This is a genomic window from Sneathiella sp. P13V-1 (assembly GCF_015143595.1).
Lineage (GTDB): Bacteria > Pseudomonadota > Alphaproteobacteria > Sneathiellales > Sneathiellaceae > Sneathiella.
Map to the genome: position 1 here is coordinate 883,995 of NZ_WYEU01000002.1, position 21,262 is coordinate 905,256.

20 protein-coding genes are annotated in these 21,262 nt (G+C 47.8%); 13 read left to right on the top strand and 7 right to left on the bottom strand.

The genetic code is table 11. The features are described from left to right. Window position 1: 1 nt before the first annotated feature. From GUA87_RS11225 to GUA87_RS11280, 12 genes are all read left to right on the top strand, one after another. Complete coding sequence (locus GUA87_RS11225) at window positions 2–2,347, top strand: xanthine dehydrogenase family protein molybdopterin-binding subunit (protein WP_193716640.1); 2,346 nt, start codon at window positions 2–4, stop codon at window positions 2,345–2,347. Between the two features lie 18 nt (window positions 2,348–2,365). Continuing rightward, window positions 2,366–3,154 (top strand): FAD binding domain-containing protein, encoded by a 789-nt coding sequence (locus tag GUA87_RS11230; RefSeq protein WP_193716641.1) that lies wholly within the window; start codon window positions 2,366–2,368, stop codon window positions 3,152–3,154. 133 nt (window positions 3,155–3,287) lie between these two features. Then, a complete protein-coding gene (locus GUA87_RS11235) occupies window positions 3,288–4,220 on the top strand; it encodes an AAA family ATPase (protein WP_193716642.1) in 933 nt (310 codons plus the stop codon). Beyond that, on the top strand, window positions 4,204–5,436 hold the full coding sequence (locus GUA87_RS18220) for a vWA domain-containing protein (protein ID WP_193716643.1): 1,233 nt from the start codon (window positions 4,204–4,206) through the stop codon (window positions 5,434–5,436). The genes GUA87_RS11235 and GUA87_RS18220 overlap by 17 nt, the downstream gene beginning before the upstream one ends. Window positions 5,437–5,441: 5 nt before the next feature. Next, complete coding sequence (locus GUA87_RS11245) at window positions 5,442–5,771, top strand: XdhC family protein (protein WP_193717033.1); 330 nt, start codon at window positions 5,442–5,444, stop codon at window positions 5,769–5,771. 8 nt (window positions 5,772–5,779) lie between these two features. Continuing rightward, window positions 5,780–6,475: an XdhC family protein gene (locus GUA87_RS11250; protein WP_193716644.1), complete on the top strand. Its 696-nt coding sequence runs from the start codon at window positions 5,780–5,782 to the stop codon at window positions 6,473–6,475. Further along, window positions 6,465–8,096 carry an NTP transferase domain-containing protein gene (locus tag GUA87_RS11255; RefSeq protein ID WP_193716645.1) on the top strand — a complete coding sequence of 544 codons (1,632 nt, stop codon included), beginning with the start codon at window positions 6,465–6,467 and terminating at the stop codon, window positions 8,094–8,096. Before GUA87_RS11250 ends, GUA87_RS11255 begins: the two co-directional genes overlap by 11 nt. Window positions 8,097–8,117: 21 nt before the next feature. Then, window positions 8,118–8,534 carry an iron-sulfur cluster assembly scaffold protein gene (locus GUA87_RS11260; RefSeq protein WP_193716646.1) on the top strand — a complete coding sequence of 139 codons (417 nt, stop codon included), beginning with the start codon at window positions 8,118–8,120 and terminating at the stop codon, window positions 8,532–8,534. A gap of 37 nt (window positions 8,535–8,571) precedes the next feature. After that, entirely contained in the window at window positions 8,572–8,754 is a 183-nt protein-coding gene (locus GUA87_RS11265) for a DUF1289 domain-containing protein (RefSeq protein ID WP_193716647.1), read from the top strand. 451 nt (window positions 8,755–9,205) lie between these two features. Continuing rightward, a complete protein-coding gene (locus GUA87_RS11270) occupies window positions 9,206–9,742 on the top strand; it encodes a PadR family transcriptional regulator (RefSeq protein WP_193716648.1) in 537 nt (178 codons plus the stop codon). 25 nt (window positions 9,743–9,767) lie between these two features. Next, on the top strand, window positions 9,768–10,901 hold the full coding sequence (locus tag GUA87_RS11275) for an efflux RND transporter periplasmic adaptor subunit (RefSeq protein ID WP_193716649.1): 1,134 nt from the start codon (window positions 9,768–9,770) through the stop codon (window positions 10,899–10,901). Beyond that, a complete protein-coding gene (locus tag GUA87_RS11280; protein WP_193716650.1) occupies window positions 10,901–14,080 on the top strand; it encodes an efflux RND transporter permease subunit in 3,180 nt (1,059 codons plus the stop codon). The genes GUA87_RS11275 and GUA87_RS11280 overlap by 1 nt, the downstream gene beginning before the upstream one ends. A 55-nt stretch (window positions 14,081–14,135) precedes the next feature. Here GUA87_RS11280 and GUA87_RS11285 read toward each other — a convergent pair whose 3' ends face one another. The 3 genes from GUA87_RS11285 to GUA87_RS11295 all read right to left on the bottom strand — a co-directional run bounded on the left by GUA87_RS11285 (window position 14,136) and on the right by GUA87_RS11295 (window position 17,590). After that, window positions 14,136–14,954 carry a CDP-alcohol phosphatidyltransferase family protein gene (locus tag GUA87_RS11285; RefSeq protein ID WP_193716651.1) on the bottom strand — a complete coding sequence of 273 codons (819 nt, stop codon included), beginning with the start codon at window positions 14,952–14,954 and terminating at the stop codon, window positions 14,136–14,138. Continuing rightward, window positions 14,955–15,653 (bottom strand): phosphatidylserine decarboxylase, encoded by a 699-nt coding sequence (locus GUA87_RS11290; protein WP_193716652.1) that lies wholly within the window; start codon window positions 15,651–15,653, stop codon window positions 14,955–14,957. Window positions 15,654–15,748: 95 nt separating this feature from the next. Beyond that, window positions 15,749–17,590 (bottom strand): ABCB family ABC transporter ATP-binding protein/permease, encoded by a 1,842-nt coding sequence (locus tag GUA87_RS11295; RefSeq protein ID WP_193716653.1) that lies wholly within the window; start codon window positions 17,588–17,590, stop codon window positions 15,749–15,751. A gap of 120 nt (window positions 17,591–17,710) precedes the next feature. Here GUA87_RS11295 and GUA87_RS11300 point away from each other — a divergent pair, with 120 nt between their 5' ends. After that, the gene (locus GUA87_RS11300) at window positions 17,711–18,214 is read left to right on the top strand and encodes a hypothetical protein (RefSeq protein ID WP_193716654.1); all 504 of its coding nucleotides are present in this window, start codon (window positions 17,711–17,713) and stop codon (window positions 18,212–18,214) included. A 2-nt stretch (window positions 18,215–18,216) separates the two neighbouring features. Here GUA87_RS11300 and GUA87_RS18225 read toward each other — a convergent pair whose 3' ends face one another. The 4 genes from GUA87_RS18225 to GUA87_RS11320 all read right to left on the bottom strand — a co-directional run bounded on the left by GUA87_RS18225 (window position 18,217) and on the right by GUA87_RS11320 (window position 21,241). Then, window positions 18,217–19,389 carry a LysM peptidoglycan-binding domain-containing protein gene (locus tag GUA87_RS18225; protein WP_193716655.1) on the bottom strand — a complete coding sequence of 391 codons (1,173 nt, stop codon included), beginning with the start codon at window positions 19,387–19,389 and terminating at the stop codon, window positions 18,217–18,219. A gap of 96 nt (window positions 19,390–19,485) precedes the next feature. Beyond that, window positions 19,486–20,331: a c-type cytochrome gene (locus GUA87_RS11310; RefSeq protein WP_193716656.1), complete on the bottom strand. Its 846-nt coding sequence runs from the start codon at window positions 20,329–20,331 to the stop codon at window positions 19,486–19,488. A gap of 5 nt (window positions 20,332–20,336) precedes the next feature. Continuing rightward, window positions 20,337–20,807: a c-type cytochrome gene (locus tag GUA87_RS11315; protein WP_193716657.1), complete on the bottom strand. Its 471-nt coding sequence runs from the start codon at window positions 20,805–20,807 to the stop codon at window positions 20,337–20,339. Between the two features lie 77 nt (window positions 20,808–20,884). Next, window positions 20,885–21,241 carry a hypothetical protein gene (locus GUA87_RS11320; RefSeq protein WP_193716658.1) on the bottom strand — a complete coding sequence of 119 codons (357 nt, stop codon included), beginning with the start codon at window positions 21,239–21,241 and terminating at the stop codon, window positions 20,885–20,887. Window positions 21,242–21,262: the final 21 nt, after the last annotated feature.

A 21,262-nucleotide genomic window follows, 5' to 3' on the forward strand; every position in this document is an offset into this window, starting at 1 on the left:
AATGTCAGTAGAAAACGGGATCGGCGCATCTGTCGTACGTAAAGAAGACCAACGTTTTATTACAGGTAACGGCAATTACCTGGATGATATCAATAAAGCTGGCCAGTGTTATGGCTATTTCCTTCGCTCGCCTCATGCGTTTGCGAAAATCAACTCAATCGATCTGACCGCAGCGAAAGCAGCCCCTGGTGTTGTAGACATCTTCACAGGTGCCGATATGGCAGCCGATGCTGTGGGTGGTTTGATTTGTGGCTGGGGCATTAGTAACAAAGATGGCACCCCCCATGCGGCCCCTCCTCACCCGTGCCTTGCAACAGACAGCGTAAAACACGTAGGTGATCAGGTTGCATTTGTTGTGGCTGAAAGCCTTCAGGCAGCAAAAGATGCCGCCGAACTGATCGAAGTTGACTATGAAGAGCTTCAATCTGTCACAGATGTGCGTAAAGCTGCCAGTGGCGCGCAAATCCACCCTGAGGCACCGGGCAACCAGTGTTATGACTGGGAATTGGGTGATAAAGAAGCGGTTGATGCGGCCTTTGCAAATGCAGCCCACATCACGAAGATGGATTTGATCAATAACCGTCTCGCCCCAAATCCGATGGAACCGCGTGCGGCCCTTGGCGAATATGATAGAGGGACTGGAGAATATACACTCTACACGACTAGTCAGAACCCCCATGTGGCACGTCTGATCCTGTCTGCATTTGTGAATATAGCGCCTGAAAACAAACTTCGAGTCATTGCTCCAGATGTTGGCGGCGGTTTCGGAAGTAAAATCTTCGTTTATGCGGAAGAAACCACAACAATTTGGGCCTCAAAACGTGTTGGTCGTCCAATTAAATGGACTGCCGACCGTTCAGAAGCCTTCCTGACGGACGCCCATGGGCGTGACCATGCAACTCATGCTGAAATGGCGTTTGACGCAGACGGTAATATTCTTGGCTTCCGCGTTTCAACCCTTGCCAATATGGGCGCGTATCTGTCCACATTTGCTTCTGCCGTGCCAACATATCTATATGCAACGTTGCTGAATGGTCAGTATAAAATGCCATGCATTTATGCGGAAGTTCAGGCGATGTTCACAAACACCACTCCGGTTGATGCCTACCGTGGTGCGGGCCGTCCAGAAGCCACATATGTTGTGGAACGCATGATGGAACGTGCCGCGCGCGACATGAATATGGATCCAACAGAATTGCGCATGAAGAACTTCATCGCACCTGATGCCTATCCTTATGAAACACCGGTTATCATGACATATGACAGCGGTGATTATCCTCAGACCATGAACCTTGCAAAAGACATGATTGATTATGCAGGTTTCCAGGCTCGTAAAGCAGAAAGCGCCTCACGCGGTAAACTCCGCGGTATCGGCTCAGCTGCTTATATTGAAGCTTGCGGTATCGCGCCATCTGCGGCTGTTGGCTCTTTGGGTGCTGGTGTTGGCCTTTGGGAAAGCGCAGAAGTTCGTTTCAATCCAACAGGTTCCGTGACTGTCTTTACAGGTAGCCACAGCCATGGTCAGGGTCATGAGACAACCTTTGCCCAGCTGGTCGCCGATAAACTTGGTGTTCCATATGAATCCATCGAAGTGGTTCACGGTGATACAACCAAGGTACCATTTGGTATGGGTACTTACGGTTCCCGTTCTCTGGCTGTTGGTGGTTCCGCTATTGTGAAGGCTGCTGATAAAATCGTTGATAAAGCCAAGAAGATCGCTGCCCATCTGATGGAAGCATCTGCAGATGATATTGAACACAATCAAGGTGTTTATTCCATCGCGGGTACCGACAAACAGATGACAATCGGTGAGTTGGCTTTTGCGGCTTATGTTCCGCACAACTATCCGGAAGATCTGGAGCCAGGCCTAGCTGAAAATGCTTTCTACGATCCGCTTAACTTTACGTTCCCAGCAGGAACGCATATTGCTGAAGTGGAAATTGATCCGGCAACCGGTATTGTTGAGGTGGTCGATTGGGCCGCAGCTGACGATTTCGGTAACGTGATCAATCCAATGATCGTTGAAGGTCAGGTTCATGGCGGTGTTGCCCAGGGTATCGGACAGGCGCTGCTAGAAGGAGTTGTCTATGATGATGACAGTGGCCAGCTATTGACAGGCTCTTACATGGATTACTGTATGCCACGAGCAGATAACCTGCCTAACTTCAAAGTGGAAGCAACAAACACCCCATGCCCAAGCAACCCGCTTGGTGTGAAAGGGTGCGGTGAAGCTGGTGCCATAGCAGCCCCTGCAGCACTGATGAATGCGATCACTGATGCATTGGGTAAGGAAATCGACATGCCTGCGACACCAGAGAAAGTCTGGCGTGCAGCGCAAAGCGCATAAGAAGGGAGATAAAAAACAATGTACAGTTTTGACTATGAACGCCCTTCGGGCATTGACGCAGCCGCAGCCGCTGTTGGCGAGGATGATAAGTATCTGGCAGGAGGACAATCCTTCCTGCCAACCTTGAAACTTCGTTTGGCGCAGGTTGATAAACTTGTTGATCTTGGCGGGATTTCAGATCTGGTGGGAATTACGGTCTCTGGTGGTGAAGTTACTATCGGCGCAATGACAACCCACGCAGCTGTTGCGACTTCCGCAGATGTTAGAAATGCGATCCCTGCCCTTGCAGATATGGCATCCAACATCGGTGACGCGCAGGTTCGTAACCGCGGCACAATTGGCGGCTCCATTGCCAATAATGACCCGGCGGCATGCTATCCATCTTCACTGATGGCACTTGGTGCAACAGTTCACACAAACAAACGCAGCATTCCTGCTGATGATTTCTTTGTGGATCTGTTTGAAACGGCTTTGGAAGACGGTGAATTGGTCACGAAAGTTTCCTTCCCAATTCCAGAAAAAGCAGCCTATGCCAAATTCCCGAACCCAGCGTCACGTTTTGCGTTGGTCGGTGTATTTGTGGCAAAGACAGCTGGTGGTGCACGGGTTGCCGTGACAGGCGCCGGACCTTGTGTTTTCCGTCAGGGCGACATGGAAGCAGCACTTTCAGGCAACTTCTCATCAGATGCCATCAGCGGTATTTCTACAGCAGCTGATGATCTGAACTCAGATATTCACGCATCATCTGAATATCGTGCGCATTTGATCAGTGTCATGGCAGCACGTGCCGTGGATGCGGCATCTTAAGCAAAAATTCGGGGAAAAGTTTTGGCTTTTCCCCAATTCTGTAGCCTGTGACACACAAAGGTGGGGCGCCTGTTGATGTGAGGGCTGAAAACCATAATTTATATAAGCCCAAATAACCCAACGAGTAGATAGAATGCCTTCAACTCTTCCCTCTTCCATTGATGCGGTTGAAACTCTCCTTAAAGAAGCAAACTATGTTGCAGATCGAAGTCTTGCGACCGTGTTGTTTCTGTCGTTAAAAATGGGGCGCCCCCTGTTTTTGGAAGGTGAAGCGGGTGTTGGTAAAACTGAAATTGCAAAAGTGTTGGCAGATCAATTGGACCGCCCTCTCATCCGTTTGCAATGTTATGAAGGGCTGGATGTTTCTTCCGCTGTGTATGAATGGAACTATGCACGGCAAATGATTGAAATTCGCCTCTCAGAAGCAACAGAGACGACTGACAAGAAAACCCTCGGCCAAAATATTTTCTCAGATGAGTTCCTGATTAAGCGCCCTCTTCTTCAGGCGCTTGAAGATACAGGTAAAGGCGCACCTGTTCTGCTGATTGATGAGCTAGACCGTACGGACGAGCCTTTTGAGGCCTATCTGCTGGAAGTGCTGTCAGATTTTCAGATTACGATCCCGGAACTTGGCACAATTAAAGCGGCTGAACCACCGATAGTTATTATTACGTCAAACCGGACCCGTGAAATTCACGACGCCCTTAAACGGCGTTGTCTCTATCATTGGGTTGATTATCCGGATGCGGAGCGTGAAAAAGACATCATTCGCCGTAAGATCCCGGGCGCAGATGAACGCTTAACGGCACAGATTGTCGCCTTCGTTCAGAAACTGCGTGAGGATCCGTCCTTGTTTAAGCTCCCCGGCATTGCAGAAAGTCTTGACTGGACCAATGCCCTGACCGAGCTGAACACAATCTCTTTGGATCCGGCGGTTATCAATGACACACTTGGGGTGCTCCTGAAATATCAGGATGATATTGCCAAGATGCAGGGATCAGAAGCAGCTGAAATTCTGACCCAGATCAATCAGGAACTGGAGAGTTCCGGTGACACCGCAGGCTGATCCCGTTGAGACAGCCAACGAAGCGGGAACCTTTGCTGAAAATATCCTGCATTTTGCACGAACGTTAAGGCGCGCAGGCCTTCCCGTTGGCCCCGGCCGCGTGATTGAAGCATTGCGTGCCGTCGAATGTGCAGGCCTTCAACGGCGGGATGATTTCTATTGGACCCTTCATTCGGTTTTCGTCAATCGTCATGATCAGTGGCCTCTTTTTGATCAGGCTTTTCATATCTTCTGGAAAAACCCGGACATCTTGAAGAAGATGATGGATATGATGCTTCCCACCACTTATCTCGATAAAGTTTCAGGCGATGAAGACGAGATTTCAAAACGACTGTCTCAGGCCCTTGCTCCTGATGAGGCACCAGATAGCGATAATGATCAGGAAAATGAAGAAGTTGAGATAAATGCAGAACTCACCACGTCAGAAAGTGAGCTTTTGCAGGAAAAAGACTTCGAGGATATGAGCACAGAGGAATTGGAAGAAGCCAAAAAGGCTATGCAATCCCTAAAGCTGCCTATTCGTGAAGTGAGAACCCGTCGTCTTGTTGCGCGGAGTTCTGGCAACCGTATTGATATGCGCCGAACATTACGAGCCGCGCTACGTTCAGGCGGTGCCACTATCCCACTTCGCTATCGAACCAACATTAAGAAACACCCGCCCTTGGTGATCATGTGCGACATTTCCGGCTCCATGTCCCAATATAGCCGTATGCTGCTTCATTTTCTCCACGCCATCACTAATGACCGGGACCGAGTTCATACATTTGTTTTCGGAACGCGGCTTACCAATATCACAAGATATATGCGTTACCGCGATGTGGACGAGGCTTTGGACGCGGTTAGTGAAAAAGTCGAAGACTGGTCTGGCGGCACCCGTATCGGCAGCACTATTGAAGAGTTCAACAAATACTGGTCTCGCCGGGTTTTGGGGCAAGGTGCTGTTGTACTCTTTATTTCTGATGGCCTGGACCGGGATCAAGCAGACATTCTGGGACCTGAGATGGAACGGTTACACAAATCCTGCCGTCAACTTATCTGGCTTAATCCCCTGCTTCGCTATGATGGGTTCGAACCTAAAGCCCGGGGCATTAAAGCCATCCTGCCCCATGTAGATATTTTCCGTACCGTGCACAATCTACAAAGTCTATCGGACCTTTCTGAGATTTTGTCCCAACCTGACACGAATACCGACAACACAAGGAGACTGATCGCATGAATAATATGCTCGATAAAGCAGTCAAAGATGATGTTTTGGCTCAAGCCCTTAGCTGGAAAGAAGCCGGCAAACGGGTTGCCCTAGCTACAGTTGTCCAAACCTGGGGATCTGCCCCTCGTCCCATTGGCAGTCAACTCGCCATTGATAATGACGGTCAAATGGTGGGTTCCGTCAGTGGTGGTTGCGTTGAAGGTGCCGTTATTCAAGAGGCGATCACCCTCATGGAAGAAGGCGGACATAAGATGCTGGAATTTGGTGTGACCAATGATGAAGCGTGGGAAGTGGGCCTTGCCTGCGGTGGCAAAATCCGAATTTTCGTTGAAACTGTGAATTAGAGTGCCTCATGGACTTGCAATTACTTAAAGAACTGGCTGAGGCGAAAGAAGCCAAGCGTCAGGTTGTCGTCGCAACCCACGTTGATGATGGCAACTCACAACTTTTATTTCCGTTTGAAACGGATGAGATCAATCCGCTTCTTGAAGCTGCTCGTGAAGCACTCCGCCGGGATAAGCCAACTGAATTTGAAGATGGTGAAGACAAGTGGTTCTTAAACATCCATAACCCGTCTTTGCGCATGTTCATTGTTGGCGCTGTGCATATTGCACAAAAGCTTGCCCCTATGGCTGCAGCCTCAGGCTATGACGTCACGGTTATTGATCCACGCCGCAGCTTTGGCTCCACTTTCCGGTTTCCCGATGTCCATCTGGATGACCGCTGGCCAGATGAGGCTATGGATGAACTAGCCCCTGATCGCCGCACTGCTATCGTGACGCTTACACATGATGCAAAACTGGATGATCCGGCATTGGAAGCGGCATTAAAATCAGATGTCTTCTACATCGGTGCCTTGGGAAGCACCCGCACCAATGCTAAACGCCATCAACGCCTGACTAACAAAGGTTTTACCGAAGATGATTTGGCGCGGATTAATGGCCCGGTTGGCCTGAATATCGGGGCACAATCCCCTGCTGAAATTGCCATATCTATCATGGCGGAAATCACAGCAATCTTGCGTAAAGGATCAACAGATGATCTTTGATCGACTGGATCTTGAAGATGCTGAAGGGGCTTTCCTTGCTCACGCTGTTGAAGCAGGCGAGTGTGGCATTTTAAAAAAAGGGACTGTCCTTACTAAAGAACATCTAGAGGCAATTAAAGCAGCGGGTGAACAAACCGTCCTCGCGGCCAGACTTGAAGACGATGATGTGGACGAGAACGATGCCGCTTACAAAATTGCGGTGATTTCAGCCGGTGCGGAAGTGGACGTACGTCCTCCCTTCACAGGTCGCTCCAACATCACCTCAAAATCAGATGGTGTTGTAGAGATCAATAGCAAGCTATTGAAAAAGATAAATAAAATTGATCCATCCATTACCATTGCAACAGTAAACAATATGGATATGGTGACATCAGGTCAGATGCTTGCCACTATCAAAATCATTCCTTTTTCGACAAAACAGAAATTTCTGGATAAGGCTGAAAAGAAAGCGAAAAAGAAGAAAACACCTCTTATTCAGGTTCACCCGTTTAAGAAAAAGAAAATTGGGCTCATCTCCACCCTGCTTCCCAATACGCCAGACAAGCTGATAACCAAATCTACGGTTGTTCTTGAAAACAGATTAGAGGCGTGTGGCAATCATCTTTGGCGAACGGCAACCTGCAGTCATCATGAAGATGACCTGGGAACTGAGATAAACAGCCTTGTTCGAGATGGGGCTGAGATCATTCTTATTTTCGGGGCGTCAGCTATCACTGATGAGCGGGATGTCATCCCAACCGCGATCAAAAACAGCGGTGGTGACGTTGAACATTTCGGCATGCCTGTGGACCCGGGAAACCTCCTTCTCCTTGGTAAAATTGGGGATACAACTGTTGTCGGCATGCCGGGATGTACACGATCGCCAAAACTCAACGGATTTGATTGGGTGTTACAGCGACTTCTGGCGGAGATCCCTGTTAAGGCCAAAGACATCATGCGAATGGGCGAAGGCGGATTGTTAAAAGAAATTCCCGGACGTCCTCAACCCAGAGGAAAACAATTGCCTGAAACTGAAAAAGAAAAACCAAAAATTGCTGCTCTTATTCTCGCTGCCGGTCAATCAAGGCGGATGGGCCCTGAAAATAAGCTGTTGGCCCTGATTGATGACAAACCCATTTTGCGGCACGTGGCAGAAAATCTGGCAAATACAGGCGTTGAGCAAATTTCCATGGTTACCGGCCACGAAGCCGATCAGATCAAAAGTCTGGTTTGGGATATGCCCATTCAGATGATTGAAAACCCAGACTATGCGGAAGGTTTATCCACATCATTGAAGGCCGGAATGAAAGCTCTTCAGGATAAGTATGAAGGGATTATTGTTTGCCTTGGTGATATGCCCTTTGTGACACCAGATCAATTCCAGCAGATGATTGATGCTTTTGATCCTGTTGAAGGCCGGGCCATTATCGTCCCGACATTTAAAGGCAAAAGGGGTAATCCCGTACTGCTCTCTTCACAGTTTGCCGATGAAGTGGAAAAAATCAGCGGCGACATGGGCGCAAAAGCAATCATCAGTGAAAACGACCATTTGGTCCACGGTGTCGAATTTGACAGCGATGCCATTTTTACCGATATAGATACTCCGCAAATGCTAAAAGCTGCATTGGATAAGAAAAGCTGATCAGCGAGTAGAGGTATAGTAGTGATTGAAGAACTCTATCAAAAGAACCTGATGCGCCTTGCCGCTGCAGCCACTGGTGCCGGAAAGCTTGAAAATCCAGATGCTGAAATTACATTAGATAATCCAACTTGTGGTGATCGCATTACCATACAGGTACGTCTTGACGATGGGACAATAACGGAACTTGCACAGGAAAACCGTGCCTGTCTTCTGTGTCAGGCGTCTGCATCGTTGCTTGCGGAAAATGCAGTTGGATTGAATCTTGATGAACTACAAAAAATAAAATCTGTCGTTCAGGAGATTTTAGCCAAAGGGGCGGAGGAGTTCCCGGAAAACTGGGAGAAGTTGGAACATTTTGACGCCGTTAGAGAACATAAAAGCCGGCATCTCTGTGTTCTGCTGCCCTTCAATGCCTTGGAAACCTTGTTAAAGACTTAAGTTGAGTAGTATGGACCACAAAATCATAACAAAAAAAATGAACAATGATGTCCCCTCACCCTGCACCGGTGTGTGTACAATGGATCTTGATAATCAGTATTGTCTTGGCTGCTACCGGACCCGCCATGAAATTGGTGGATGGGCGCTCATGGGAAATAAAGAAAAAATTGCTGTGATTAAAGAATTACGCGGTCGCAGAAGAGAAGCAGAAAAAGGCTAAATGCCTCATAAATGCCCTAATGTGTCCCTTCTTTAACCAAACTCCTTCCCCATGATGTGATTATCAGCAAAAGGGGAATGGCGATGTATTTCAAATTACTTGCAGGCTTAACAGGCCTATATCTTTTCGTTTTAATGGCTGTAATGGGTAGCACAGCACCGAAAACGCTCGCGTTCAATACACAGTCCATTCAGAATCAAATTTTCAAACAGTTGCAATATGTCACTTGTGACACTCCGTTTGATTTGAAAGCCACACATAAAGACTGGCATATCTGACATTTATGACGCAGCGCACATTTATGTGTGCTTAATACACGTTCCCCTAACATTCTCGTGATTGCTGTCACAGACTTCCTGCATCTTGCACCTATTATATCGCACCGTTATATCAAGCCGATATATGGGCCTGCGATCTAACCATTTGGATTGCAGATATTGGATGCAGTTAAATGAATGTGCGTATTCTCTGCCTTGGTTTTCTGACCTTTGGTGATGCCACCGGGTACGAGATCAAGAAAGCGTTTCAGGAAAGACTTAGCCTGCTCTACGATGCGGGATATGGCTCAATTTATCCATCACTGAATAAATTGGCGGAGGAAGGTCTTGTTACCCTTCGTGAAGAAGTACAAAGCAAACGCCCAGACAAGAAAATCTACTCCATAACTGATCTCGGGCGGAAAACCTTTGAAGATTATATTCTTCGGATGCCCGGTGAAGATCATTTCAGGTCTGAAGCACTTACAACTCTGATGTACGCGCATCTGTTGCCAAAAGATCATCTTACCAAAGTACTGGATAGTATTGTCTCCAACTATCAACAGAAAATTCATCTTCTGTCCGAAGATTGTGATAGGAAGCAAACACCATCCGAAAAATTCCTTTGTGGCTTCGGAGTTCATGTCCGTGAAGCCGCCATTGACTACATTAATAGAAACCGACACATGCTCGAAAGCTGCCCTGATGAACGGGTCAGCAAGATTGCATGAATGCAATTCATAAGGGGTGCATAAAGTGAATCGCTCAGTAATACTCGCCGTAATCATCGCCGTTGGCGTGACAGCATGGATTGTGTCGGGACAATTCCAGGATCCACAGGCTGAAAATCTAACAGAAGGTCAGGTCATTGCTGCCGCTGCACAAGGCGAAAGCAGCAAAACGACCTCATCACCAGCGGAGCCCGTGGCAAATGAAAAAGAACCTCAGCAGGTTCTTGTTCGTACATATTCTGCGCGTGAACGCGAGCAGGAAATTGTTGTGCGCGGCAAAACAGAAACAATTCGTTCTGTTGATCTGAAAGCTGAAACACCAGGCCGTGTGGTTGCTGTAGAAGTTGAGAAAGGACAAAGGGTTAAAAAGGGTGACGTGTTGATCCGCTTTGCGGTGAAAGATCGTAAAGCGCGACTTGCGGAAGCCGAAGCCCTTATCCGTCAGCGTCAAATCGAATACAACGCCTCCAAGTCTCTCAGTAAGAAGGGCTTTAGCGCCAAAACAACCTTGGCAGCATCTAAGGCGCAGTTAGACAGTGCCCTTGCGCAAGCGGAAACAGTGCGTATCGGTTTGGAAGATCTTGTGATCACAGCGCCTTTCGATGGGGTGATCGAAGAACGTCAGGCTGAAATCGGCGCCTACATTAAAGATGGTTCCACTGTTGTAACTCTGATGGATGAAGATCCCTTCCTTGTCACCGGACAAATCGCAGAAGTTTATGTCAACAAAATCAAGGTAGGTGACTCTGGTTTTGCCAAGCTCATCACAGGTGAAGTAGTTCAAGGAAATGTGCGCTATGTCAGCAAACAATCAGATGCTGCCACACGTACTTTCCGTGTTGAACTGAAAGTTCCGAACCCTGATTACAGCTTGCGTTCGGGTGTTACAGCCGAGATCACCTTTAAAACTGACAAAATCATGGCGCATCAGATTTCTCCGGCGATCCTGACATTGAATGACGAAGGTGATCTGGGTGTCCGCTCGGTTAATGATCAGGATATTGTTGAGTTTTACCCAGTTCAGATCCTTACAGATTCGAACGAAGGTGCGTGGGTTGCAGGTCTTCCCGATCAAATTCGCCTGATTGAAGTCGGTCAGGAATTTGTGCGTGAAGGTGAAAAGGTTCGTCCGCAAACTCATACCGCTGAGGTGAAATAATGAACGCCATTATTGATGCGGCGATCCATCGCTCCCGCACAGTAATCACGACACTAGTTCTGATCCTGCTCGCGGGTACGGTAGCCTATTTTGACATCGCAAAAGAAGCTGATCCGGATATTAATATACCGATTATCTATGTGTCCATGACCCATGAAGGGATTTCTCCAGAAGACGCGGAACGTTTGTTGGTAAGGCCCATGGAGATCGAGCTTCGCGGGATCGAGGGCGTTAAAGAGATGCGTTCCACCGCGGGTGAAGGCCATGCGTCTGTTCTGATGGAATTTGAAGCCGGCTTTGATGCAGATACCGCTTTGGATGATGTGCGCGAAAAAGTGGACATTGCCAAGAACGAGCTTCCGGATGAAACAGATGATCCATCTGTTCACGAAGTGAATGTGGGCCTCTTCCCTGTTCTGGTAGTGACACTTTCTGGTGAAATGCCAATTCGCTCCCTCATTCGTATTGCCAAAGATCTGCAGGACGACATTGAAGGTCTTCCGGGTGTACTGGCCGCCGATATTGGTGGTGACCGCGAAGAAGTTCTTGAAGTTATCATCGACCCGGTGAAACTTGAAAGCTACCAGATTTCCAATACCGACTTGATCAATGCGGTACAGCTAAACAACAAACTTGTTGCCGCAGGCGCAATGGATACAGGGAAAGGCCGTTTCTCAATCAAGGTTCCAGGATTGTTTGAGACCGCCAAAGATGTGTTCTCTATTCCCCTTAAAGTATCCGGCGAAGGTGTTGTCACCCTGGGAGATGTCACCGATATCCGCCGTACCTTTAAGGACGCAGAAAGCTATGCGCGCCTTGATGGCAAGCAAGCTGTTGTGCTGGAGATCAAGAAGCGTCTTGGTGAAAACATCATTGAAACCATTGAAGACGTAAAAGCACTTGTCGCGGAAGAACAGAAAGTCTGGCCAGAAGGCCTGGAAGTCACGTTCAGTCAGGATAAATCAACTGATATCCGGACGATGCTGGCGGATCTTCAAAACAACATCATCAGTGCAATTATTCTGGTGATGATCGTTGTGATTAGCGCCCTTGGTCTCAGGACCGCAGGTCTCGTAGGTCTGTCTATCCCCGGCTCATTCCTGATCGGTATTCTTTATCTGTATCTGTTCGGTTTTACCATCAATATCGTTGTGCTTTTCGGGCTTATTCTAGCCGTTGGTATGCTAGTGGATGGTGCCATCGTAGTAACGGAATTTGCCGACAGGAAAATGGCGGAAGGGTACGATAAAGTTGAGGCTTATGGCCTTGCAGCAAAACGTATGGCGTGGCCTATCATCGCTTCAACGGCGACTACATTGGCAGTATTTATGCCTTTACTGTTTTGGCCGGGTGTGGTTGGTGAATTTATGAAATTCTTGCCGATCACCCTGATCGTGACTCTGACGGGTTCCTTGCTGATGGCTCTCGTTTTTGTGCCAACACTTGGTTCTGTATTTGGTAAGGCGGGTTCCATGAACCCCAAAACCCTCTCTGCTTTGGCAGCGGCTGAAACCGGTGATATACGTACAGTTGGCGGCGCAACAGGTGTTTACGTTCGCACACTCGGAGTTGCGCTTAGGTTCCCTTTTCTGATTGTTCTTGCAGCTTTTGGCATCTTGATCGGTGTTCAGCTATACTATTCCACGCACGGCAATGGCGTAGAGTTCTTCCCTGAGGTTGAACCTGAGATGGCGCTCGTCTATGTCCATGCGCGGGGTAATATGTCCACAATCGAGAAAGATGAACTGGTTCAACAAGTTGAACTGGAAGTTCTGAAACTGGATGATTTCAGCTCCATTTATGCGAAAACAGGTGGTGGGTCCGACGGTCAGGATATTTCTGAAGACGTTATTGGCGTTATTCAGATGGAGTTCAAAGAATGGGATGAACGTCGTCCAGCAGCTATCGTCTTTGATGACATCCGTTCCATGACGAACCACATCGCTGGTATTTCTGTAGAGACACGGGTACCTGATAATGGTCCGCCGACCGGTAAAGATGTTCAGATTGAGCTTTCCTCCCGCTTTGCGGAAAAACTGGCACCGGAAGTTGCAAAAATTCGTGCGTATCTGGACAACAATGTGGCTGACCTTCTTGATCTGGAAGATAGCCGCAGCATTCCAGGTATCGAATGGGAAATTTCTGTGGACCGCGCGCAAGCAGGTCGCTTCGGTGCCGATGTGACCACTGTTGGTAAAACAATTCAGCTGGTGACAAATGGTATTAAAGCACACGAATATCGGCCGCAGGAAGTCGATGACGAAGTTGAAATTCGCCTTAGATACCCGGAAGAATACCGCAGCCTTGAGCAGTTGGATAACCTTCGGGTCAGTACCAATCACGGTATGGTTCCAATCTCGAACTTCGCAACGCGGACACCACAGCAAAAAGTGGGAACGATCAACCGTGTAGACGGTCGCCGCGTTATGACCATTAAAGCCAATGTTAAAGAAGGCGTTTTGGTCGATGCAAAAGTGCGCGAGATTGAAAAATGGCTAGTCGAAGAAGCTAACCTGGATCCTGCTGTTTCTTACCGCTTTAAAGGTGAAGATGAAGAGCAGAAGAAAGCACAAGCCTTCTTGGGTAAAGCCTTTGCTGTCGCCATGTTCGCTATGGCAATTATTCTGGTCACTCAGTTTAACAGCTTTTACCATGCCTTCTTGATCCTATCCGCTGTGATCCTGTCAACCATTGGCGTGTTTGTGGGACTTCTAATCACCGGACAACCATTTGGCATCGTGATGACGGGTATTGGTGTTATCTCGCTTGCGGGTATTGTGGTGAACAATAACATCGTGCTTATTGATACCTTCGCGCACTTGAGGCGTCAGGGTATGAATGCGATGGAAGCGATCATGCGAACAGGCGCACAGCGTTTGCGTCCCGTGATGCTGACTACGGTAACCACGATCTTCGGTCTGCTGCCTATGGCGATGCAGGTGAATATTGACTTCATCACACGCGAAATCACAACGGGTGCTCCGTCATCTCAGTGGTGGGTACAGCTTTCAACTGCTGTTGCCTTCGGTCTTACTTTTGCAACGGCACTGACACTGATCGTTACGCCTTGCCTGTTGATGGTGGGTGCGAATGTCAGCGACTTCTTCGCCCGGCGCAAAGAGAAGAAGCAACAGAAGATCCAGATGAAGATCAAAGCGGCAGGAACACCTGCTGAATAGACAACAAAAAAGGCAGCCTACTGGCTGCCTTTTTTAGTTCCAAACAGAAATAAAATTAATTGCTGATTTCTTTTCCAGTATCAACTTCCACCACATTCTCAGCCGCAGCTTTTGCTTTCTTAGCGGCTTCTTCCCGTGCAAGGCGGCGATGGGTGCCGATGGCAAAAGGAATTGTTCCAAGATAGAGAAGCGCGATACCTGTCAGCACGTGCCACGGATAAATTGTCATCACCGCAACCGTGCCTGCAACAAGCATCAGGAACATGATGATATAACCCCGTGGAATGCGGATACGTTTAATGGAGAAAGTTGGAATACGGCTCGCCATCAGGAAGGCCATAAATAGAAGCCACGCTGCGTTCAAAAAAGCTGATTTGAATATCTCAGCGTCAGAGTAAAAACTAACCACCATAAACAGCAATGAAATCGCTGCTCCAGCCGGCGCAGCGATACCCGTAAAGTATTTGCCTTCCCAATCTGGTGTATCTTCTTCCAGCATTGAATTAAAGCGTGCCAGACGGAGACCACAGGACACAGTGAAAATAAGGGCAATAATCCACCCTATTCCTCCGAGGCCTGAATTCAGGGTCCAAAGATAAAGGACAAGAGCTGGCGCAACACCGAAGCTAACAAAATCAGATAGCGAGTCCAATTCGGCTCCGAACTTTGAGCTCCCTTTTAAAAGCCTTGCCATTCGGCCATCGAGACCGTCCAGAACACCGGCACTCAAAATAGCGATAACAGCAGGTTCCCATTTACCTTCAAGAGCAAATTTTACAGATGTCAAACCGGCACAAAGAGCCAGCGTTGTCAGCATATTAGGAATGAGGGAGTTAATCGGTAGCTCCCTCAATTTACGACGCCCCAAAGCCATTTATCGAACCTCCACCGCAACTGCAGTTTCATTTTTAGCGCTCAAATCAGCGAGGATCGTTTCTCCGCCAATCATAATCTGACCAACCCCTACGAGTGGCTCAACACCATCAGGCAAATAGATATCTGTACGGCTTCCAAAACGGATCATTCCGAACCGCTCGCCGGTTTTTACATCCTGCCCTTCGTTAAGATTACAGACAATTCGTCGCGCGACCAGCCCTGCAATTTGCACAAAGACAATATCTTTGCCATCTTCTGTGCGCACATGAACAGCCTGGCGTTCATTTTCCTCAGAGGCTTTATCCATTGCCGCGTTTAGAAATTTACCAGGTCGGTACACTGATTTAATGACCTTACCCCCGAGCGGAATACGGTTCACGTGTACATTAAAGACATTCAGAAAAACACTGACACGAAGCATTGGATCATTACCCAAACCCAGCTCTTCTGGAGGAACGGCACGTTCAACGAGTTGAACAACACCGTCAGCAGGGCTAACAATCACCCCATCGCGTGTTGGAACATGCCGGTCAGGATCGCGGAAAAAATAGACACACCAAGCGGTGAGAATAATACCAACCCAGCCCAAAAACGGGCCAGTTAGTAAAAACAGCGCCAATGCCACGATTGCAAAGATAGCAATAAACAGATGGCCTTCTTTATTAATCGGCACCAAGACTGTTTTCAATGTATCCATATCAAGACAACTTTCTCATTTTTCTTCCGGGGACAAGGCTATATCCCAATTCATTCGGAAAAAGAACCAATAAGACTACTTATCTTAATTTAGGACTAATCCAGCACCTTCGCCAGTTTTTCTTGATAATCTGCAACTTCCTGCTGACGGGCCCACATTTCTGCGTACTGTCCGTTTAACTCCAACAATCGGGTGTGCGTCCCCTGCTCCACAATGCGCCCCTTATCAAGAACAAGAATTTCATCTGCATCAACCACTGTCGACAAACGGTGTGCAATTACAAGGGTTGTGCGACCCTTGGAAACTTCTTTCAGACTTTGCTGAATGTCACGTTCTGTTCGTGTATCAAGGGCGGAAGTTGCCTCATCAAACAGCAAAATTCGTGGGCGCTTGAGGATCGTGCGGGCTATGGCCACGCGTTGTTTCTCACCACCTGAGAGTTTCAAGCCACGCTCCCCCACCATAGTATCAAACCCATCGGGCAGCTTTTCGATGAAGGTATCAATACTTGCCAGTTGCGCAGCTTCTTTGATTTCCTCGTCCGTAGCGTCTGGGCGTCCATACCCGACATTATAAGCAATGGTGTCGTTAAACAAAACTGTATCCTGTGGGACAATGCCTATGGCCTGCCTAAGGCTTGCTTGCTGAACCTCCCGGATATCCTCACCATCAATGGTAACAGAACCTTCGTTCACGTCATAAAAGCGGAATAAAATACGGGAAATGGTGGATTTGCCGGCTCCAGATGGCCCAACAATGGCAACTTTCGAACCTGGTTTTACCGTAAATGAAATATCGTGAAGGATTTGTCGTTTGTCGTCATACCCAAATGACACTTTATCAAAGACAATTTCCCCCTTACCGTCTTTCAGAGGTTGGGCATTTGGGTCATCATCAATCTCACGCCCTACACTGATAAGCTCAAACATCTTCTCCATATCAACAAGGCTTTGCTTGATCTCGCGATAAACGAAGCCTAGGAAATTGAGCGGTTGGATCAGCAACATGAGGAACGCATGCGCCGCAACAAAATCACCCACAGTCATACTGCCATTCGCAACGCCGTTGGCTGAAATTAACATCACCGCGACAAGACCCAGAGCGATAATGAAACCTTGACCAACGTTGAGATATGCGAGTGTCGTTTGACTACGGATCGCTGCACTTTCATAACCGGCGATCGCCTTATCAAAACGACGGCTCTCATGTTCTTCATTACCGAAATATTTTACGGTTTCAAAATTCAGCAAACTGTCGATTGCTTTTGTATTGGCCTCACTGTCCTTTTCATTCATGGTCCGACGATATTTCAGACGCCATTCAGTGACAGCCAAAGTGAAATAGATGTAACCAACCAAGGTTACAGCAGTCACTAAAGACATCAGGAAGCCATACTCGACCCACATAATCCCGCAAATAAAGATGATTTTCAGGAGTGTCGGGACAATATTGAACAACATGAAACGAAGCAGGAAATCAATCCCTTTCGTGCCGCGCTCAATTACTCTGCTAAGACCACCCGTCTGACGGTCCAAGTGAAAGCGAAGTGACAGTTTGTGTAAATGCCTGAAGGTTTGAAGAGCCACCTGACGAATAGCGTTCTGACCGACTTTAGCAAAAATAGCATCCCGGAGTTCGCCAAAGGTCTGCTGGAAAAGACGCGCGAACCCATAAGCCATCACAAGACCAACCGGAATAAAGGCCCAAGCCTCAACAGTATTTTCTTCACCGGACAGATAATCGACCAGGTATTTAAGAATATAGGGGGTGAGAACCGCCATAATTTCCGCAGAAATCAACAAGGCCATCGCAATGCAAATGCGGATTTTAAGATCTCCGCGCCCTTTTGCCCAAAGAAACCCCATTAACGTCCAAGCGGTGGAAAGATGGTTCCGTTGATCAGAATGGCTATGGCTGTCGAAACTCATGTTCTGCATTTCTTCTTCTAGCCCCTATTCTTTTTTATTTTGCGCAAAATGGTTACTAGTTCTTAACCACTTGCGACCATAGTCTTACCATATCATTCCTATACATATAGTGATATTTGAAGTTAAGTGATGACCGTCTCATCTGATGTACCCAACAGCCAAGGATTTGACGCCCTGATCGCAGAGGGCGGGGAAAAACTTGTCTGGATCGCCCCCACTGCACCATTGACTTTCAGGTTCAGGTGGCAAAATGTCACCTTTTCCGGCCATTTGAGTAAGAGTGGTGAAGACCACCGATTGTTATTGCTTGGTGATATAGGCCCGCTCCCTTTTTCTGCTGAAGATCCGGCCTTCCGTGAACGGCTGATGAAACTGGTTCGCTGGCAGCCTGAAAAAGATCACGCCCGTTTTGTGCTGGAGCCCAAGCGCCAGCATATTTATCTGATGGTTGATGATATCTTAAGCGGAGAGTTGAGCGGCATTCAGATGATAGCCTCAACTACTCAGCTTCTCTTCCATATCCGCCCTTATCTGGAGCTTGCCCGCGATATTGGCTGGAAACCACTTGTAGAGCGGAGCGACGAAGTCATTAACTTCATCGACACACCCGCCAAACCAAAATCCGAAGAGTAGCCCTACTGACTTTCTGGAATTCTGAAAATCTGTCCCGGATAAATCAAATCCGGGTCACGGATCTGACTTTCATTTGCCTGATAAATAAGGGTGTATTGCAAACCATCCCCATACATACGACGGGCGATGCGCCATAAGCTGTTGCCTGGCTGAACAACGGCGCGAATTTCCAGTCCGCCCTTGGCAAGGATCACATCTTCTGCCGCTTCCCTTTTAAACGGGAGTTCAACACGGGAAATTACTTTGTCGTCCTTATTCGATTGGTCCACACGCAGGTTATACTTGCCTGTCGGAACGTCATTTTCAGGGCTTAATTTCCAATCTCCATTTTCGTCAACTTGGGACGAACCGATATGTTTGTTATCCAGATAGACATCTACCTGATTGCCCGGTTTACCCTGACCGGAAAGGGCGACATTTCCCTTCTCGTCATAATCAATACTTCCTACTGCCAAGTCCTCTGCTTTTGAAACATCCCCTTTTGGTTCAGGGAGTTGCAGTAACTTGCTCACACGTTCGGAAATATCGGTTTCTTTTCCATCTTCCGGTTTTGGGGCCAACACAGCAATGGCAGGATCACGTTTTTCGATCACTTTCGTGCAATCTGGAACCTGCATGATGACCATTCTTGGAGTTTCAACTTTTTTACCGTCTGGATTGATGGCTGTCGCGTTGATCTGCTGGGCCCCGGATGCTAATGGTTTGTCAGCAAGGAACACCCACTCCCCACGCGACGAAGTGACCGCTTCTCCCAGTTTTGTCTCATTGGCGAAGATTGACACAACGGACGTAGGCTCCGCGCGACCGGCAACAAGTAACCCGCAATTCTCATCAACACGCACCACGTCAAAACTTGGGTTCGCCATAGCAGCGATGCCAGTTTTAGTTTCCTGTTTTTCCAGAACTTTAGGTTTCTCGATAACAATAGGTTTCGAAGGTTTCGCCTCTGTTTCTTTCACAGAAGGTTTCTGATTATTGCTTTGTTCGGCTGCTTTTTCTTCCGGTGCAAGGGTGCTTTCCGCCCGTTTTGTAGAAGCTGGACCGCCGGATGCGGGTTTTTGTGTTGTGGAAGTTGTCGCGTCACTTGGAACAGATTTTTCCGGATCATTGAAGAACAGGAAGAAGGCCCCCACAGCCAACCCCAACAGAATAACAAGTATTGCAAAGACCCGCACGTCACTATCTCCATTAACCCTGTTTTGAGGCAGTATGACCTGTTGCCGGTTGAGACGCAACCAATTGGCGAGCGATCACAGAGTTAATATTGGATTTTAGTCTTTTGGTGTCGCTATTGCAGGTAAGGAAAGAAGGTAATCGGCCATCGCTGCACGATCTTCAAGGGAAAGCCTTGATGTGCCTTGACTGATGACGATCCCCATTTCCCCTTGCACATCATCAAAGTTCGGCTTCATCCCGCTTTCGAAGAAACTGATCAGATCACCGCGAGACCATTCGCCAATACCATCGGCATGAGGTGTGATATTAGGAACTTTCCCGGCGGGTTCTGATTTCAAGGAGCCCGCCATAAAACGGTCTTGTATAAATCCACCCATCTGGTTTCTGGGTGTATGGCACTCACTGCAATGCCCCAAAGCGTGGGTAAGGTATTTGCCCCGCTCTTCTGGATCTATAGGCGTGTCATCGAAGAATAAAACACGCCAGAAAGCTTGAAGCCAGCGCCATGAAAAAGGAGCGCTTATTTCATGCTCTTTGTTCGCGATATCAGACGGTGCAACTGTTTTCAGAAATCCAAATATTTTTTTGGCATCTTCATCTGTCATTTTGGCGTAGCTGGGATAGGGAAAAGATGGAAAGTAGTATGAACCGTCAGGCCGAATACCGTGTTTAACAGCCTGAACAAATTGATCTTCTGTCCAGTTCCCAATACCGTTTTCTTCGTCTGGCGTAATATTTGGTGTGTAGAAGACTCCAAACGGTGTCTTGAGAGCGTGCCCGCCTGCAAAGGGTGTAGCTCCCTCTTCTTTTGTATGGCAGCCTTTGCATCCGGCAATCGCAGTCAGATATTCACCTTCCGCAGCTTGTAAAAGTGAAGAAAATGAAAAAAGGCACACCATTCCCATCAATACCGAAAACAGTATGCCTTTTAACAGTTTCATAGATATTAGTGCTCAGGTGTCCGGAAAGGTTTGTGGCATCCACCACATGTTTTACCAGTTGCACCGAGTGCTGCACCTATGGTTGCCTGATCTTTCGTCATCACTGCCGTATATAATTTGACTGCAGCAGACTCGAAATTTTCAGCTGCTTTGGCAAACGCCTCTGGCTGCGCCCAGATTTCTTCTTTTGATCTTGTCTTCGGACCACCTGATCCTTCTGGAAACAGGTTTTTCATTTCTTCAGAAATAGCGACTATCCGTTTCGCATGCTCTTCTAAAGCCGGGGAAAAACCAGCCTCACCTTTAGCAAACCCGGCAATGGCTTTCATGCCCGCGCCAAGCTCTTTCATTTTGGCAATACGCATATCCGCGTCTTTGTTACCAGTACTGCCTTCATGGGCGGATGCCGCAACAATGCCCGTCCCCAAGGTTAAAGCAACTCCACCTGCTACAAATAATTTTATGACTTTATTCATTAGCTCATCCCACTTTGTTTTAATTATCCTACTAAATAAGCAAATAGTGACAAAATTCGGGCAGGAAAGTGACAGTGCTATTCCGTCACGTTCACAGTCATGGTTTTTCCACCATAACCATGTTTTTTATCCCTCGCCCTCACCGTAATTTTTTTAACCTCCATCGGAATTGACAAAGACATGGACCGGGTGAAAGGCTGTTCATTTTCATGAGGGTGCATCAAGATACGGGAGCCCAATACCTTCCCTGCTTCATCCAATACATCCCATTGGTCCGCGTAATGACCCCACCCAGTATCATCATGCGCAACTGTCACAGAAATTCGGTACATATCCGCGTTTGATTTCGTCAGTTTCACCCCGATCACATCCGCCTTGCCTGCAAATGCAGGGCTTGACGCCAGCAGGACAAAAGCGCACATAATCAGTATCATAGATTTCCGAAATCCATTTCC

Bases quoted from the DNA above. Each gene is read 5' to 3' on its own strand.
- GUA87_RS11225 (WP_193716640.1), top strand. From the start codon at position 2: ATGTCAGTAGAAAACGGGATCGGCGCATCTGTCGTACGTAAAGAAGAC.
- GUA87_RS11230 (WP_193716641.1), top strand. From the start codon at position 2,366: ATGTACAGTTTTGACTATGAACGCCCTTCGGGCATTGACGCAGCCGCA.
- GUA87_RS11235 (WP_193716642.1), top strand. From the start codon at position 3,288: ATGCCTTCAACTCTTCCCTCTTCCATTGATGCGGTTGAAACTCTCCTT.
- GUA87_RS11245 (WP_193717033.1), top strand. From the start codon at position 5,442: ATGCTCGATAAAGCAGTCAAAGATGATGTTTTGGCTCAAGCCCTTAGC.
- GUA87_RS11250 (WP_193716644.1), top strand. From the start codon at position 5,780: ATGGACTTGCAATTACTTAAAGAACTGGCTGAGGCGAAAGAAGCCAAG.
- GUA87_RS11255 (WP_193716645.1), top strand. From the start codon at position 6,465: ATGATCTTTGATCGACTGGATCTTGAAGATGCTGAAGGGGCTTTCCTT.
- GUA87_RS11265 (WP_193716647.1), top strand. From the start codon at position 8,572: ATGAACAATGATGTCCCCTCACCCTGCACCGGTGTGTGTACAATGGAT.
- GUA87_RS11270 (WP_193716648.1), top strand. From the start codon at position 9,206: ATGAATGTGCGTATTCTCTGCCTTGGTTTTCTGACCTTTGGTGATGCC.
- GUA87_RS11280 (WP_193716650.1), top strand. From the start codon at position 10,901: ATGAACGCCATTATTGATGCGGCGATCCATCGCTCCCGCACAGTAATC.
- GUA87_RS11285 (WP_193716651.1), bottom strand. From the start codon at position 14,954: ATGGCTTTGGGGCGTCGTAAATTGAGGGAGCTACCGATTAACTCCCTC.
- GUA87_RS11290 (WP_193716652.1), bottom strand. From the start codon at position 15,653: ATGGATACATTGAAAACAGTCTTGGTGCCGATTAATAAAGAAGGCCAT.
- GUA87_RS11295 (WP_193716653.1), bottom strand. From the start codon at position 17,590: ATGCAGAACATGAGTTTCGACAGCCATAGCCATTCTGATCAACGGAAC.
- GUA87_RS11300 (WP_193716654.1), top strand. From the start codon at position 17,711: ATGACCGTCTCATCTGATGTACCCAACAGCCAAGGATTTGACGCCCTG.
- GUA87_RS11310 (WP_193716656.1), bottom strand. From the start codon at position 20,331: ATGAAACTGTTAAAAGGCATACTGTTTTCGGTATTGATGGGAATGGTG.
- GUA87_RS11315 (WP_193716657.1), bottom strand. From the start codon at position 20,807: ATGAATAAAGTCATAAAATTATTTGTAGCAGGTGGAGTTGCTTTAACC.
- GUA87_RS11320 (WP_193716658.1), bottom strand. From the start codon at position 21,241: ATGATACTGATTATGTGCGCTTTTGTCCTGCTGGCGTCAAGCCCTGCA.